Source organism: Streptomyces pseudoechinosporeus, from assembly GCF_054783935.1.
The window spans coordinates 48,963-64,744 of sequence record NZ_BAAGPS010000013.1 but is presented as its reverse complement, the minus strand read 5'-3'; the positions used below and the strand labels follow the sequence as shown (position 1 = coordinate 64,744).

Annotated in this window: 12 protein-coding genes; 9 read left to right on the top strand and 3 right to left on the bottom strand. The window is 70.2% G+C overall.

Annotation, left to right across the window (positions count from 1 at the left end; all coding sequences use genetic code 11):
* Nucleotides 1–95 precede the first annotated feature (95 nt).
* The 5 genes from ispG to ACYVO6_RS20500 all read left to right on the top strand — a co-directional run bounded on the left by ispG (nt 96) and on the right by ACYVO6_RS20500 (nt 8,054).
* A complete protein-coding gene (gene ispG, locus ACYVO6_RS20520; protein WP_461063100.1) occupies nt 96–1,253 on the top strand; it encodes a flavodoxin-dependent (E)-4-hydroxy-3-methylbut-2-enyl-diphosphate synthase in 1,158 nt (385 codons plus the stop codon).
* 236 nt (nt 1,254–1,489) lie between these two features.
* Nucleotides 1,490–2,338: a GNAT family N-acetyltransferase gene (locus ACYVO6_RS20515; RefSeq protein WP_461063098.1), complete on the top strand. Its 849-nt coding sequence runs from the start codon at nt 1,490–1,492 to the stop codon at nt 2,336–2,338.
* Between the two features lie 159 nt (nt 2,339–2,497).
* A complete protein-coding gene (locus ACYVO6_RS20510) occupies nt 2,498–3,070 on the top strand; it encodes a GNAT family N-acetyltransferase (protein ID WP_461063096.1) in 573 nt (190 codons plus the stop codon).
* A gap of 122 nt (nt 3,071–3,192) precedes the next feature.
* Nucleotides 3,193–4,887, top strand: a complete 1,695-nt coding sequence (locus ACYVO6_RS20505; RefSeq protein ID WP_461063094.1) for a proline--tRNA ligase — start codon at nt 3,193–3,195, stop codon at nt 4,885–4,887.
* A 242-nt stretch (nt 4,888–5,129) separates the two neighbouring features.
* Complete coding sequence (locus ACYVO6_RS20500) at nt 5,130–8,054, top strand: SpoIIE family protein phosphatase (RefSeq protein WP_461063092.1); 2,925 nt, start codon at nt 5,130–5,132, stop codon at nt 8,052–8,054.
* A 46-nt stretch (nt 8,055–8,100) separates the two neighbouring features.
* Here the strand turns inward: ACYVO6_RS20500 and ACYVO6_RS20495 are convergent, their stop codons facing one another.
* From ACYVO6_RS20495 to ACYVO6_RS20485, 3 genes are read right to left on the bottom strand one after another with little or no spacing between them, the layout of a single operon-like run.
* Entirely contained in the window at nt 8,101–9,012 is a 912-nt protein-coding gene (locus ACYVO6_RS20495) for an aminoglycoside phosphotransferase family protein (protein ID WP_461063090.1), read from the bottom strand.
* A gap of 41 nt (nt 9,013–9,053) precedes the next feature.
* Nucleotides 9,054–9,539, bottom strand: coding sequence for a ferritin-like domain-containing protein (locus ACYVO6_RS20490; protein WP_461063088.1), 486 nt, complete (start codon nt 9,537–9,539; stop codon nt 9,054–9,056).
* Nucleotides 9,536–10,081, bottom strand: coding sequence for a hypothetical protein (locus ACYVO6_RS20485; protein ID WP_461063086.1), 546 nt, complete (start codon nt 10,079–10,081; stop codon nt 9,536–9,538). Before ACYVO6_RS20485 ends, ACYVO6_RS20490 begins: the two co-directional genes overlap by 4 nt.
* 184 nt (nt 10,082–10,265) lie before the next feature.
* Between ACYVO6_RS20485 and rimP the strand changes: the two genes are divergently transcribed.
* From rimP to infB, 4 genes are all read left to right on the top strand, one after another.
* Nucleotides 10,266–10,763 carry a ribosome maturation factor RimP gene (rimP, locus tag ACYVO6_RS20480; RefSeq protein WP_461063084.1) on the top strand — a complete coding sequence of 166 codons (498 nt, stop codon included), beginning with the start codon at nt 10,266–10,268 and terminating at the stop codon, nt 10,761–10,763.
* A gap of 2 nt (nt 10,764–10,765) precedes the next feature.
* Nucleotides 10,766–11,776, top strand: a complete 1,011-nt coding sequence (gene nusA, locus ACYVO6_RS20475) for a transcription termination factor NusA (RefSeq protein ID WP_033326875.1) — start codon at nt 10,766–10,768, stop codon at nt 11,774–11,776.
* A 102-nt stretch (nt 11,777–11,878) separates the two neighbouring features.
* The gene (locus ACYVO6_RS20470) at nt 11,879–12,172 is read left to right on the top strand and encodes a YlxR family protein (protein WP_461063120.1); all 294 of its coding nucleotides are present in this window, start codon (nt 11,879–11,881) and stop codon (nt 12,170–12,172) included.
* 147 nt (nt 12,173–12,319) lie between these two features.
* Nucleotides 12,320–15,475: a translation initiation factor IF-2 gene (infB, locus tag ACYVO6_RS20465; RefSeq protein ID WP_461063082.1), complete on the top strand. Its 3,156-nt coding sequence runs from the start codon at nt 12,320–12,322 to the stop codon at nt 15,473–15,475.
* Nucleotides 15,476–15,782 lie beyond the last annotated feature (307 nt).

Genomic DNA, 15,782 nt, shown 5'->3' with positions numbered 1-15,782 from the left:
GTGTACTCCGACCCGTGTCCGTGCCGTAATCTCGAAGCCTGGAGCCGGCTGATCCGGGACCGGACCTTGATCCATAATTTGGGGTTGCACAGCAGATGACTGCGATTTCACTCGGCATGCCGGACGTTCCGACCAAGCTCGCCGAGCGCCGGAAGAGCCGGCAGATCCAGGTCGGAACCGTGGCCGTGGGCGGAGACGCACCCGTGTCGGTGCAGTCGATGACGACGACGCGTACGTCGGACATCGGCGCCACGCTCCAGCAGATCGCCGAGCTGACCGCGTCCGGCTGCCAGATCGTCCGCGTCGCCTGCCCCACGCAGGACGATGCGGACGCGCTCGCCACCATCGCCCGCAAGTCGCAGATCCCGGTCATCGCCGACATCCACTTCCAGCCGAAGTACGTGTTCGCCGCGATCAACGCCGGCTGTGCGGCGGTGCGCGTGAACCCGGGCAACATCAAGCAGTTCGACGACCAGGTCAAGGAGATCGCGCGGGCCGCCAAGGACACCGGCACGCCGATCCGGATCGGCGTCAACGCGGGCTCGCTGGACCGCAGGCTCCTCCAGAAGTACGGCAAGGCCACGCCCGAGGCGCTCGTCGAGTCGGCGCTCTGGGAGGCTTCGCTCTTCGAGGAGCACGACTTCCGGGACATCAAGATCTCGGTGAAGCACAACGACCCGGTGGTCATGGTCAACGCGTACCGCCAGCTGGCCGCCGCCTGCGACTACCCGCTGCACCTCGGAGTCACGGAGGCCGGTCCCGCCTTCCAGGGGACCATCAAGTCGGCTGTCGCCTTCGGCGCGCTGCTCTCTGAGGGCATCGGCGACACGATCCGCGTCTCGCTCTCGGCGCCGCCGGCCGAGGAGATCAAGGTCGGCATGCAGATCCTGGAGTCGCTGAACCTCAAGCAGCGGCGCTTGGAGATCGTCTCCTGCCCATCCTGCGGGCGTGCCCAAGTTGATGTGTACAAGCTGGCTGAAGAGGTCACCGCCGGTCTGGACGGCATGGAGGTCCCGCTGCGCGTCGCGGTCATGGGCTGCGTCGTGAACGGGCCGGGTGAGGCCCGCGAGGCCGACCTCGGCGTCGCCTCCGGAAACGGCAAGGGACAGATCTTCGTTAAGGGCGAGGTCATCAAGACGGTGCCCGAGTCGAAGATCGTGGAGACCCTGATCGAGGAGGCGATGAAGATCGCCGAGCAGATGGAGGCAGCTGGAATCGCCTCCGGCGAGCCTTCGGTTTCGGTGGCCGGCTGACGGGGTGAGGGCGGCTGGGCGTGGGTTTGATTCGCCCCCGCCGTCCCTACCGAGTGCCGTCTACCGGGGCTCCGTCCCAGCCCCTGAACCCAGGTGGGTCATGCCGGCCCCCCGGAGCCACGGCTGACCCCCGCGTCCCCAGCGCCGCCCGGAGGGCTCCGACATCGGGCGGCGTCGCCAATATTCGCCAGGTACAGTGCGGGGAATCAGCAGATCCCAGGGTGAGGCCCCCGCACGTGTTGACGCAGACCACCACCAGGGTCCTCGAACCGAGTGACCTGGACGCCGCGCTCGCCGTCCTCGACCGCGAGCCGGTCGTGAACGCCTTCGTGACCTCCCGGGTGCAGATCGCGGGCCTCGACCCGTGGCGGCTCGGCGGCGAGATGTGGGGCTGGTACGAGGACGGCATGCTGACGTCCCTCTGTTACGCGGGCGCCAACCTGGTCCCGATCTGTGCCACCCCTCGCGCCGTACGCGCCTTCGCGGACCGGGCCCGTCGTGCGGGCCGCCGCTGCTCCTCCATAGTCGGCCCGGCCGAGGCCACCGCCCAGCTGTGGCGGCTCCTCGAGCCGAACTGGGGCCCCGCCCGCGAGGTCCGCCCCCAACAGCCCCTGATGGTCACCAACCGGGTGCCCTCCGACATAGCCCCGGATCCGTACGTCCGCCGCATCCGCAAGGACGAGATGGAAACGATCCTGCCCGCCTGCGTGGCGATGTTCACCGAGGAGGTCGGCGTCTCGCCGCTCGCTGGTGACGGCGGGCTCCTCTACCAGGCCCGGGTCGCCGAACTCGTCGGCTCCGGGCGCTCGTTCGCCCGCCTCGGCCCGGACGGCCGGGTGATCTTCAAGGCGGAGATCGGCGCCGCGACCCCGCAGGCCTGCCAGATACAGGGCGTCTGGGTGGCCCCCGAGTACCGCGGCCAGGGCATCGCGGCCCCTGGCATGGCAGCCGTCCTGCGCTACGCCCTCGCGGACGTGGCCCCGGTCGTCAGCCTGTACGTCAACGACTTCAACACGGCGGCGCGGGCGACGTACCGCAGGGTCGGCTTCAAGGAGATCGGCGCGTTCATGAGCGTGCTGTTCTGATGGGCCGCGCCCTGTAAGGGGCGCAGCCCCTTCAGGGGCGCGGGGCTGTGACATTTGCGGCTCCGCCGCGCGGGCGCGACCAGCCACGACGAACCCGCAGTCAACAAACAACCCCAGTCCCCGGCGCAACCCAGCGGAGCGCACAGGTAGTCTCCGGGCATGCTTCGCATCCCCGGTCAGGGCCCCCGTACGCCCGACGACGTCGTCATCGGCCCGCTGGATCTGGCCGCGCGGATCGACGAGGCGCTCGCTGTGCAGGCCGTTGCCTTCGGGCTCGGCGCGGACGAGATCGCCGTACGGCGGCAGATTGTGCTGCGGCATCTCACCTACCCCGGCGCCCGCGCACTCGGCGCCACCACCCCCGGCGGCCGACTCGTCGGCTTCGTCTACGGCATGCCCAACGACCGTGCGCACTGGTGGTCCACCGTCGTCGAGCCCTATCTGCGCAGCCAGGGCCACGACGCCTGGCTCGACGACTCCTTCGTGATCACCGAGCTGCACGTCCACCCGCACTACCAGAACCGTGGCATCGGTCGCGCCCTGATCACCACCATCACGGACGCCGCCACCCAGCCCCGCTCGATCCTCTCGGCCATCGACAAGGACAGCCCGGCCCGTGGCCTCTACCACTCACTCGGCTACGAGGACCTGGCCCGCAACGTCCTGTTCCCCAGCGCCCCGAAGCCGTACGCGGTGATGGGCGCCCACCTTCCCCTCCGCCGCAGGCGGTAGGTGCCGGGGCGCCAACCGATTTCCACCGCCCGGTACCGCCCGGCTAACCTCCTAGCCATCACCCTCCCCCACTCTCGACTGCGCTCGAGCGGGGGGACCCCCATCAGCAGGAGTTAAGAATCATGGCCCAGGTCCAGCGCATGTCCCGGTTGATGGTCAAGACACTGCGCGACGACCCGGCGGACGCCGAGACGCTCAGCCACAAGCTGCTCGTCCGCGCCGGTTACGTGCGCCGCACGTCAGCCGGTATCTGGACCTGGCTGCCGCTGGGCAAGAAGGTCCTCGAGAACGTAGCGCGTGTGGTGCGCGAGGAGATGGACGCCATCGGCGGCCAGGAGGTTCTGCTGCCCGCCCTGCTGCCGCGCGAGCCCTACGACGCCTCGGGTCGCTGGGACGAGTACGGCGATCTCCTCTTCCGCGTCAAGGACCGCAAGGGCGCCGACTATCTGCTGGGCCCCACGCACGAGGAGATCTTCACCCAGATCGTCAAGGACCAGTGCTCGTCCTACAAGGATCTGCCGGTGATCCTCTACCAGATCCAGACCAAGTACCGGGACGAGGCCCGTCCCCGCTCCGGTGTGCTGCGCGGCCGAGAGTTCCAGATGAAGGACTCGTACTCCTTCGACACCACGGACGAAGGCCTGGTGGAGTCGTACGGGCTGCACCGCGAGGCGTACCAGAAGATCTTCGCGCGCCTGGGCCTGGACTACCGCATCGTCTCGGCCGTCTCCGGCGCGATGGGCGGCTCGGCCTCGGAGGAGTTCCTGGCGCCTGCCGCGGCCGGTGAGGACACCTTCGTGGACTGCCCGGCCTGCGACTACGCGGCCAACACGGAGGCGGTCACCTTCGCGCTCACGCCGGTCGAGGGCGTCGAGCACGGCCCGGTCGAGGAGCTGGACACCCCCGACACCCCGACCATCGAGACCCTCGCCGAGCACCTGGGCGTGCCGGCCTCCGCCACCCTCAAGAACCTCCTCGTCAAGGTCGACGGCGAGATCGTCGCCGTCGGCGTCCCCGGCGACCGCGAGGTCGACCTCGGCAAGCTGGGCGAGCATCTGGCCCCGGCGATGGTGGAGTTGGTGACGGCCGAGGACTTCGTGGGCCGTGAGGATCTCGTACGCGGCTACGTCGGCCCGCAGGGTCTGGACAAGGTCCGCTACATCGCCGATCCGCGGGTGGCGCCCGGTACGGCCTGGATCACGGGTGCCAACAAGCCCGACAAGCACGCACGCAACGTGGTCTGCGGCCGGGACTTCGAGGTCGACGACTACCTCGACGTGGTCGTTGTCGAGGAGGGCGACCCCTGCCCCGTCTGCGGCACCGGCCTCAAGATGGGCCGCGCCATCGAGATCGGTCACATCTTCCAGCTGGGCCGCAAGTACGCCGACACCTTCCAGCTCGATGTCCTCGGCCAGAACGGCAAGCCGGTTCGCGTGACGATGGGCTCGTACGGCATCGGTGTCTCGCGTGCGGTGGCCGCGCTGGCCGAGCAGTCGGCGGACTCGCAGGGCCTGTGCTGGCCTCGCGAGGTCGCCCCGGCCGACGTGCACGTCGTCGCCGCCGGCAAGGCCCTGCAGACCGAACTGGCCCTCGACGTCTCGGAGAAGCTGGGCGCGGCGGGCGTACGCGTCCTGGTGGACGACCGCGCCGGCGTCTCACCGGGCGTCAAGTTCACGGACTCCGAACTGATCGGCGTCCCCCAGATCCTGGTGGCCGGCCGCCGCTCGGCCGAGGGCGTCCTTGAGCTCAAGGACCGCCGCACCGGGGAACGCGAGGAGCTGACGGTGGCCGAGGCGATCGCTCGCCTGACGGCGTAACGGGGGTCAATACTCTCAGTGCGGTGATCACGCGGTGGCCGTACCCGTTCCCAGCCAGACCTGCGTTGGAGCCCGCGTCTCTTCCGGCGTGGCGGAGTACGTGCACGGGATGCGTGGCCGGCCGGGCTGCGGTCTCCCTGACCATCGCGGGTGAGATGATACGGGCAAATGCGTCATTCGACTTGTTAAGTGGGTAGTAGTGTAAATTCTCCCCGTCTGGCGGGACGGTGAATGTGATCCATATGGCCCGAAACGAACAGCTCGGTCAGGCTCCGCCGACAGCGGCGGAGGCGCCGGAAGCCGCCCGGATGCGCGTACTCAGGAATACGGGCGAGGGGCAGACCCAGGCAGAGGCGCTGCAGCTCGCGCTGCATCACGCGGTGGCTGACCTCGGTGGGTTGGGTGGCATGGTGCACCTGCGCATACCCGGTGACAGCCGGCCGTTGCACCTGGCAGCGACGGGCGGACTGCCCCGGGAATTCGCCCAGCACTGGGAGACCCTCGGCTGGCAGGACGAGACCGCACCGATCCGGGCCCTGCGGGACGGCACGCTCGTGTGGCTGCCCACGACGGACACGCAGGCCCGCGCCCTTCCTGTCGGTACCGGGATCGCGGCCGTACCGCTGCTCGCCGCGGAGGGCAGCTCGCTCGGAGTGCTCTCGGTCGTGACCGTGTCCGGGGTTCCCTCGGTCACGCAGCGGGACTTCCTCGAGGCGCTCGCACGGTGGGTGTGCGAGCGTCTGGCACATCCCGCTCCCACCACCGGCAGCCTCAACCCTGCCTGGTGGAACGCGGAACACCTGGCCGGGCCCCGGCTCCAGCAGGCACGCGAGGCGGTCCGCGTCGGTACCTGGGACCAGAACCTCCGCACCGGCGACGTGGTCTACGACGAGACAACGATGGCCATACTCGGCATCGACCCGGAGACCTTCGACGGGCGGGTCGACACCGTTGTGGGGCTCGTCCACCCGGACGACCTGCCGCGCGTCGTTGCCGCGGTGGAGCAGGCCATCCGGCAGCGCGGCGAGTACGCGGCGGAGTACCGGCTGTGCCGGCCGGACGGCAGTGTCGTCTGGATAGAGGCCCGCGCCCAGGTCGTCCTCGGAGAGGACGGCGAGCCGGCTCACTTCATGGGCACCGTGTGGGACACGACCCAGAAGCGGGCGGCGCTGGATTCGGTCGCCCATTCCCTGCTGCACATGAGCGACGGTTTCCTCACGGTGGATGCCGACTGGCGGATCGAGTTCGTCAACCTCCACGCCGAGCGCCTCCTCGGCCCCTCGCAGCAGCTGTTCGGCCGCGTCCTGTGGGACGTTCCCGGTATCGAAGTCCCCGGTCTGGAGGACCGCTGCCGACAGGCCGCCGCCGCGGGCGCTCCGACCGGCTTCGACGTCCAGCGGCCGACGAACCGGCGTTGGTACCACCTGCGTCTGGTGCCTTCGCCGGACGGTGTGACGGTGTACCTCACCGACGTGACCGAGAAGCGGCTGGCGGACGAGCAGCGTGCGGCAGCACAGCGCGCCGCCGCCCAGCGCACCACGTACATCGGGCGCCTCAACGCGGCGCTGGCCGAGGCGGTCGCTGTGAGCGACGTCGTCGATACCGTGGCAGAGCGTGTCCTGCCCCTCGTCGGTGCCACCGGCCTGTTTGTGCAGCTCGTGGACGGCGAGAGCCTCCGGGTGGCGGGAAGCGCCGGGTACTCCCAGGAATTCCTGGACAACTTTCCCGACAGGATGAGCCTGTCCGACCACACCCCAGTCAGTGACGCCGTCCACCACGGCGCCCCGCAGTACCTCCTCTCCAGGCGGGAGTTCCGCGACCGCTACCCGGAGGTCGCCGACCTCGCGTTCTCGGGAGGGAAGAATGCCTGGGCGTTCCTGCCTCTGATCGTCTCCGGCCGTCCCGTCGGTTGCCTGGTCATCTCCTTCTCACGACCGCGCCGGTTCAGCGAGGAGGACCGGGCCCTGCTGACCGCGCTCGGCGGGCTGGTCGCCCAAGCCCTGGAACGGGCCCGCCTGTACGACGCAGAGCACACCCGCTCCCAGGAGTTGCAGCGCGGCCTGCTCCCGCTGGTCCTGCCCTCCCTCCCCGCCGTCACCGCCGCGGCCCACTACGTGCCGGCCACCGAGGGTCTGGAGGTCGGCGGCGACTGGTACGACGTCATCCCACTGTCTGCCGAGCGAGTCGCGCTCGTCATCGGAGACGTCATGGGCCACGGACTGTCCGAAGCCGCCACCATGGGGCGCCTGCGCACCGCAGTACACACACTGGTGGGACTGGAACTACCCCCCGACGAGCTGTTCTCCCACCTGAATGACCTGGTCAGCGACCTTGGCGATGACTTCTACGCCACCTGCCTGTACGCGGTCTACGACCCCGCCAACCAGGTTTGTACCATCGTCCGCGCCGGGCACCCTCCACCTGCCCTCCTCGAGCGCGACGGCACCGTCCACTTCCCGCAGCTGCCTCAAAACCCGCCGCTCGGCGCGGCCACGCCACCCTTCGAGACTGTGGAGCTGACGGTGCCCGAAGGAAGCCTGATCGTGCTCTACACCGACGGCCTGGTCGAGTCCGCGTCCCGCGACATCGACAGCGGCATGGCCCACTTGGCCAAGGCGCTCACCAACGCCCAGATGCCCAATGAGCGCGATCTCGGCGCCACGACAGCCGACCGGGATGCCGACGCCCGGCGCCTCGACCAGCTGTGCACCGCGCTCATTTCTGCTCTCGTCCCTGCCAAGGAGCAGACCAGCGACGATACTGCGGTGCTCGTGGCCCGCACCCACGCTCTCGCCGCTGGGAACGTGGCGTTCTGGGAGCTTCCCGAGGATCCGATCGCCGCAGGCCAAGCCCGCGACCACGTACGACATCAGCTCACCGAGTGGCATCTGGACGACCTCGTCTGGACCACAGAGCTGATAGCCAGCGAGCTCGTCGGCAATGTCATCCGTCATGCGAGAGGCCCCGTCCAACTGCGCCTCATCCGCAGCCGCTCGCTCATCTGCGAGGTTACCGACGGCAGCCTGACCACCCCTCACATTCGCCGCGCACTTGAGACCGACGAAGGCAACCGCGGCCTGCAGTTGATTGCCGCACTCTCACAACGCTGGGGAACCCGCCACCTCTCCAACGGCAAATGCATCTGGACCGAGCAGCTCCTGCCCTAGCGCTAAGTGCGGGGGGCGAAAACACCCCACGGCCATCCACCACCCTCTACAACCACCCCGCGAACTCGAGCAACAGCTCCGCGTCCTGGCCCCGCCCCACCCGCCGAGCCCGCACCCCCGACTCGACCGCCCGGAACAGCGTCCACCCCCGCAACCGCTCCTGGTCCACGTCCAAAGACTCGGCCAGGCGCTTGACCCGGCGGCGGGTCGTCGCCGGGCCGGACGGCGAGGCGATCAGGTCCTCGACGCGATCGCGGACCAGGCGGGCCAGGTCGAAGGCGCACTCGCCGACGACGGGATCGGGCCCCACGGCCAGCCAGGGACTGCGTTCGCCGGCGAGCACCTTGCTCTGGCGGAACGTGCCGTGCAGCAGCCGCGCCTCCGGCGGAGCCGCGAGCAGCTCGTCGCGGGCCCCCAGCGCCGCGTCGACCAGCGGCAGCGCCTCCGCGTCGGCGTCGGCCCGCATCGCCTCCGCCTGCCGCCCCGTCCGCTCGGCCACGGTCTCGAAGCCGTGCCCGGCAGGCGGCTCGACCCACAGCCGCCGCAACGTCCCGGCCGCCTCCAGCATCGACTTCGCCTCGGGCAACGACCGCACGGACACATCGGGATGCAACCGCTCCAGAAGCAGCACACCCCCGGTCCCAGAGGGACTGGAGGGGCCGGGCGACTCAAGGAGCCGTACCGCGCCCCGCCCGTCCCAGTGCGCCAGCGCGGCCCGCTCGCTCTCCGGCCGCGCTCGCGGCGGCGCGAGCTTGAGGACGGCGGGGGTCCCGTCCGGCAGCCGCACCAGCACCACAAGACTGCTGCGCCCGCCGGGCACCTGCACCCGCTCCACGGTCAACTCGCGTACTGCGACGGCCTGTTGAGCCGCCTCGGGCAGCTTCTCCAGCCAGTCGTCACCGGCCGGTGCCGTCTCGCCGAGCGCCCTGACGAGCCGCTGCGGCGGTTCGAAAGCCATACGCGAGTGTTCCCTTCCGACGTGCTCGACGTGAACGACTGTTACGTGCGGGGTGTCGTCGGCGCCGCGGCCGGGGCGGCTCGCTCGGCGAGACCAGGGAAGGCTACGCTCCCGCCACGCCAGCGCGCCGCCCGCACTGCCGCCTCCCGCAAGGCCTGAGCGGCATCGCGCCGCCGCGCACCCCCGGCGGCCCGTACGACATCCGAGTACACACCGGCCACCCGCTCCTCCAACTCGACGGCGAGCCGCACAGCCGCGTCCGCGTCGGTCACCGGGAACGGCAGCGCGTACGCGGCAGCCGCCGGCTCGGGCTTCCCGTCCAGGTCCCGCACAGCCCGCGCGAGCGCGTCGCGCCGGGCCCGATGCGCGTCGTACGCCGCCTGCGCCTCAGCCCGCCGCTCCTCGCCCGCCTTTCCGCCCACGACCCCGTACCCGTACACCGCGGCATGCTCGGCACGCAGCGCGGCCTGCACGGCCTTCAACTCGGCCGAAGCCTCCGCATCCCCGGAACTCTGGGCCCCACTCACTTCCTGCCCTCCGTCAACAAGTACACGTGCACCGCACCGGCCGCCGCCACCGAGGCCAGCAGCCGCGCCGGCTCTCCCGGCAGCTCCTCGAGCGCCTTCGTACGCCGGTCCGCCAACGCCCGCTCGGCCGAGGCCAGTTCGGCGAGGGCGTCCTCCTCGCGGACCGGAACACTGGAGGCCGCAGCACTCTCGGAAGCAGTCGGAGACGAAGGAGCCGAGGCACTGGGGGTGGCAGACGCCCGCCTCCCGCCCCCGAACGCCTCCGCATGCCGTACGACCTCCGCCCTCAGCGGCGACAACCGCGCCGCCAGCGCCGGATGTGCGGCGAGCACGGCCTCGTACCGCGCCGCGAGCCCCTCGCTGTCGCGTGCCGCACGCGCGCGTGCCCGATCGGCGGCGGAAGAGCTCTCCTGGGTGGTCTCGGAGGAGGAGTCGGAGGCGGAGCAGCCCGTGAGCAGCGCGGCGCCCGCACCGGCGGCTGAGGCGAGCAGGCTCCTTCGGCGCGGCCCCGAGGGCGAGCGCGACGGCAGGGTGAACGACAAGGCAGACGTCCTCGGCAGGCTCGTACGAAAGGAAGGGCGGCGACCGGAGCTCCGGGTGCGCCTGCCCCGGATCAAGGTAACCCGCGGTGATGCCGGTGGAACGCAACACCCTCCTGGACCCGATACCCTTTGACCTGACACGCGACCTACCCACAACAGCACACGCGGCCGAGGAGTCACCCGGATGAGCACCACCCAGAGCGAGAGGCTGCGAGGACTGCTGGAACCGCTCGTCAGCTCTCAGGGACTCGATCTCGAGGAGATCGAAGTGGACTCGGTCGGACGTAAGCGTGTGCTGCGCGTCGTCGTCGATTCCGACGAAGGTGCCGACCTCGACCAGATCGCCGATGTGAGCCGCGTGCTCTCGGCGAAGCTCGATGAGACGGACGCGATGGGCAAGGGCGAGTACACCCTCGAAGTGGGAACCCCCGGTGCGGAGCGCGAGCTCAGGGAACACCGTCACTACGTACGCGCCACCAGCCGGCTGGTGAAGTTCCAGCTGACCGAGGGTGGCGAGCTTCTCGCCCGGATCCTCGAGGTGGACGACGAGGGCGTGGACCTCGAAGTGCCCGGTGTGAAGGGGCGCAAGGCCACTGCCAGAAGGCTCGCCTTCGAGGACATCGCCAAGGCGCGCGTCCAGGTCGAGTTCAGCCGCAAGGACAAGAAGGAAGAGGAGGCGTAGCCGTGGACATCGACATGAGTGCCCTGCGGGGCTTGGTACGGGAGAAGGAGATCTCCTTCGACCTGCTGGTCGAAGCGATCGAATCGGCCCTCCTCATCGCGTATCACCGCACCGAGGGAAGCCGTCGCCACGCGCGCGTGGAGCTCAACCGCGAGACCGGCCATGTGACCGTGTGGGCGAAGGAGGACCCCGAGGACCTCGAAGAGGGCCAGGAGCCCCGCGAGTTCGACGACACCCCGACCGGTTTCGGCCGCATCGCCGCCACCACCGCCAAGCAGGTCATCCTGCAGCGCCTGCGCGATGCCGAGGACGACGCGACGCTCGGCGAGTACGTGGGCCGCGAGGGCGACATCGTCACCGGCGTCGTCCAGCAGGGCCGCGACCCGAAGAACGTACTCGTGGACATCGGCAAGCTGGAGGCCATCCTGCCGGTGCAGGAGCAGGTTCCCGGCGAGACGTACCAGCACGGGATGCGGCTGAGGTCGTACGTCGTCCGGGTGGCGAAGGGTGTCCGTGGGCTCTCCGTGACGCTTTCCCGGACGCACCCCAATCTGGTGAAGAAGCTCTTCGCCCTCGAAGTGCCGGAGATCGCCGACGGGTCCGTCGAGATCGCCGCCATCGCCCGGGAGGCGGGACACCGTACGAAGATCGCTGTCCGGTCCACCCGTTCGGGCCTGAACGCCAAGGGTGCCTGCATCGGGCCCATGGGCGGTCGTGTGCGAAATGTCATGGCCGAACTGAACGGTGAGAAGATCGACATCGTCGACTGGTCCGACGACCCGGCCGACATGGTCGCCAACGCGCTCTCCCCGGCACGGGTCTCCAAGGTCGAGGTCGTCGACCTCGCCGCCCGCTCCGCGCGCGTGACGGTGCCCGACTACCAACTGTCCCTGGCCATCGGCAAGGAGGGGCAGAACGCCCGGCTCGCCGCCCGGCTGACCGGCTGGCGGATCGACATCCGTCCGGACACGGAACAGACCGGTGAGCAGGCCGGGGACCAGCGAGGGGAATAGATCACGCCTCCCGGTCGCTGAGATCACGACAGTTTTATACGCGGCAACCGTTCGATTCTTGCCCCAAAGGGGTGAGGTCGGTGCGGGGAGGTAGACTTGATTGTGTCTGGCCGGACGCCCGCCCGAGCATGCCCTGAGCGCACGTGTGTGGGGTGCCGGGAGCGAGCGGCCAAGGACGATCTGCTGCGCATCGTGGCGATCGAGGGCGAGTGTGTCCCCGATCATCGCGGTACGCTGCCCGGCCGGGGTGCCTATGTACACCCCGCCCTGGTCTGTCTCGATCTGGCGGTCCGCCGCCGGGCGTTCCCCCGGGCGCTGCGTGCCCAGGGACCGCTCGACACGGAGGCATTGCGCCAAGCTGTCGAGAAGACCGTTGCCGAGAAGGCAACACCGTAAGACGTGTCGCACGGAACCCCGTTGCGGCCCTGGTACCTCGCGAGTCGAAAGCAGGTCGAGATTGCGATGAGCACTCGATGAGTACGCGATGAGTACGCCCATGAAGTAGCGACGGTCCGGACGCAACCCGGACCTAAAAGGAGCGAAGTGGCTAAGGTCCGGGTATACGAACTCGCCAAGGAGTTCGGGGTTGAGAGCAAGGTCGTCATGGCCAAGCTCCAAGAACTCGGTGAATTTGTCCGTTCAGCGTCCTCGACGATCGAGGCGCCCGTAGTACGCAAACTGACTGACGCCCTCCAGCAGGGCAACGGCGGCGGCAAGCCCGCCCCGCGCAAGGCCGCGCCCGCCAAGCCGGCCACCCCCTCTCCGGCGCAGGCCGCACGTCCGGCTGCCCCGCGCCCGCCGGCTCCGAAGCCGCCGGCCGCGGAGAAGCCCACGGTTCCGGCCGGCGGACCGGTCACTCCGGGTCCGCGTCCGACGCCGGGTCCCAAGCCGCCCGCGCCGAAGCCCGCTCCGGCGTCTCCGGCTCCGGCCGCGCCCGAGTTCACGGCACCTCCGTCGGCTCCCACGGCACCCGCGGCATCCTCGGGTCCCGCGGCTCCCTCGGGTCCCGCGGCTCCCTCGGGTCCGCGTCCGGGTGGCGCCCGTCCCGGTGCCCCCAAGCCGGGTGCCCGTCCGGGCGGTCCGGCCCAGGGTGGCCAGGGCCGTGGCGACCGCGGTGACCGTCAGGGCGCTCCGCGTCCGGGTGGTCAGGGCTCGCGTCCGGGCGGCCGTCCGGCCGGCCCGCGTCCGGGCAACAACCCGTTCACCTCTGGTGGCTCCACCGGTATGGCGCGCCCGCAGGCGCCCCGTCCGGGCGGTGCACCGCGTCCCGGTGGCCCTGGTGCCTCGGGCGCTCCGCGTCCCCAGGGCGCGGGCCAGGACCGTGGTCCCCGTCCGCAGGGTGGTCCCGGTGGCGCTCCGCGTCCCGGTGGCGGCCCCGGCGGCAACCGTCCGACTCCGGGCGGCATGCCTCGTCCGCAGGGTGGTCCCGGTGGCGCTCCGCGTCCCGGTGGCGGCCCCGGCGGCAACCGTCCGAACCCCGGCATGATGCCGCAGCGTCCGGCTGCCGGTAGCCCGCGTCCCGGCGGCGGTGGCCCCGGTGGCCGCGGTCCTGGTGGCGGCGGTCGTCCCGGTGGCGGTGGCGGCGGTCGTCCTGGTGGCGGCGGCGGTTTCGCCGGTCGTCCCGGTGGCGGCGGCGGTGGCGGTTTCGCCGGTCGTCCGGGTGGTCCCGGTGGCGGCGGCGGCGGTTTCGCCGGTCGTCCGGGTGGTCCCGGTGGCGGCGGTGGCCGTCCCGGCTTCGGCGGTCGTCCGGGTGGTCCCGGTGGCCGTGGTGGCACGCAGGGCGCCTTCGGTCGTCCCGGCGGTCCGGCGCGTCGTGGTCGCAAGTCGAAGCGGCAGAGGCGCCAGGAGTACGAGGCCATGCAGGCCCCGTCGGTCGGCGGCGTGATGCTGCCTCGCGGCAACGGACAGACCGTCCGCCTGTCGCGCGGTGCGTCCCTCACCGACTTCGCGGAGAAGATCAACGCCAATCCGGCGTCGCTCGTCGCCGTGATGATGAACCTCGGCGAGATGGTCACTGCCACGCAGTCCGTCTCCGACGAGACCCTCCAGCTGCTCGCCGGCGAGATGAACTACGTCGTCGAGATCGTCAGCCCGGAGGAGGAGGACCGCGAGCTGCTCGAGTCCTTCGACATCGAGTTCGGCGAGGACGAGGGCGGCGAGGAGTTCCTCGCGCCGCGTCCGCCGGTCGTGACCGTCATGGGTCACGTCGACCACGGTAAGACCCGCCTCCTTGACACCATCCGCAAGACGAACGTCGTCGCGGGCGAGGCCGGCGGTATCACGCAGCACATCGGTGCGTACCAGGTCGCCACCCAGGTCAACGAAGAAGAGCGCAGGATCACCTTCATCGACACCCCGGGTCACGAGGCGTTCACCGCCATGCGTGCCCGTGGTGCCAAGTCGACCGACATCGCGATCCTCGTGGTGGCGGCCAACGACGGTGTGATGCCCCAGACGATCGAGGCGTTGAACCACGCCAAGGCGGCCGGTGTGCCGATCGTGGTCGCGGTCAACAAGATCGACGTCGAGGGCGCCGACCCGACCAAGGTGCGCGGTCAGCTCACCGAGTTCGGTCTGGTGGCCGAGGAGTACGGCGGCGACACGATGTTCGTCGACATCTCCGCCAAGCAGGGCCTCAACATCGAGAGCCTGCTGGAGGCCGTGGTCCTCACCGCGGACGCCTCGCTCGACCTGCGGGCCAACCCGGAGCAGGACGCGCAGGGCATCGCGATCGAGTCCCACCTCGACCGTGGCCGCGGCGCCGTCGCGACCGTCCTGGTCCAGCGAGGCACCCTGCGGGTCGGCGACACCATGGTGGTCGGCGACGCGTACGGCCGTGTCCGCGCGATGCTCGACGACAAGGGCGAGAACGTGGAAGAGGCGGGTCCCTCGACCCCGGTCCTCGTCCTCGGTCTCACCAACGTCCCGGGCGCCGGCGACAACTTCCTCGTCGTCGACGAAGACCGTACGGCCCGTCAGATCGCAGAGAAGCGTGCCGCTCGTGAGCGGAACGCCAACTTCGCCCGCAGGGGTGTCCGGTTCTCCCTGGAGAACCTGGACGAGGCCCTCAAGGCCGGTCTGGTGCAGGAACTCAACCTCATCATCAAGGGCGACGCGTCCGGTTCGGTGGAGGCTCTCGAGTCCTCGCTGCTCCAGCTCGACGTCGGCGAAGAGGTCGACATCCGCATCCTGCACCGTGGTGTGGGTGCGGTCACCGAGTCGGACATCGACCTGGCGACCGGCTCCGACGCCATCGTCATCGGCTTCAACGTCCGCGCGGCCGGCCGTGCCTCGCAGATGGCGGAGCGCGAGGGCGTCGACGTCCGCTACTACTCGGTGATCTACCAGGCCATCGAGGAGATCGAGGCGGCCCTCAAGGGCATGCTCAAGCCGGAGTTCGAAGAGGTCGAGCTCGGCACGGCGGAGATCCGCGAGGTCTTCCGCTCGTCCAAGCTGGGCAACATCGCCGGTGTGCTGGTCCGCTCCGGCGAGGTCAAGCGCAACACCAAGGCGCGGTTGCTGCGCGATGGCAAGGTCATCGCGGAGAACCTCACCATCTCCGGTCTGCGTCGCTTCAAGGACGACGTCACCGAGATTCGCGAAGGGTTCGAGGGCGGTATCAACCTCGGCAACTTCAACGACATCAAGGTGGACGACGTCATCGCGACGTACGAGATGCGGGAGAAGCCCCGCGGGTAACACGGGTGCCTGAGGTTGGCCGGCGGGGTTCCGCCGGCCAACCTTCCCGTTTCCTGGGGGCTCCGCCCCCAGACCCCCGTATCGGCCTGGCGGCCTCGTCCTCAAACTCCCCCAGCTACCGCTGGGAGGTGCCCCCGGACGGGCTGAAATCAGCCCGTCCGGCGTTTGAGGACCGGGGGTCCGGGGGCTGGCCCCCGAAACGGGGTCCGGGGCGAAGCCCCGAAGGGGTTCCAGGGGCGCAGCCCCTGGTGGGGTCTGGGGCGCAGCCTCCAGCGGGGTTCCGGGGTCTGGCCCCAGGATGGGACGG